Here is a 426-nt window from a genome sequence, read left to right as displayed (position 1 = left end):
AAACGCCCGTCCGTGCCGGTGGCGAGGAACGCCGGTTCGACCAGTTTCTCATCGAGCCGCGCCAGCGGCACGAACGTCCCCGGCTCATGCAGATAGAGCGAGGCGCGCGTCCACTGGTACTCCGCATCGAGCGTGTGCATGCGCTGCGCGACCGGTAGCGAGTACGCGTCCTGCGCATCTTCACGCACCATCGCGTACCGCGCATTCTCCGATCCGCGCTCGAAGCCGCGTTCACGCGGCAACGCCTCGAAGCGCTCTTCCATCAGGAGCACGTCGCCATCCCACGTGAAGACCGTCAGTTCGGCGGGGCCGCTTGCGTGCTGGACTTCCTTGGCAATGCGCCGGCCAAACGCGTCGTAGGAGAACCGAACCACGAGTTCGGGCTTGGGCGGACTGTCGTCCCGTGGCGCATGGTGGCTGCGTTCC

General features: G+C 66.4%; 1 pseudogene. It reads right to left on the bottom strand.

The annotated features are described in order from the left end of the window. Positions 1-426: pseudogene (locus QCE79_RS34015) on the bottom strand (hypothetical protein); the annotation flags it as partial.

Source organism: Caballeronia sp. LZ003, from assembly GCF_031451465.1.
In the GTDB taxonomy this organism is placed as follows: Bacteria; Pseudomonadota; Gammaproteobacteria; order Burkholderiales; family Burkholderiaceae; genus Caballeronia.
This window is presented reverse-complemented; position numbering and strand designations above follow the sequence as displayed.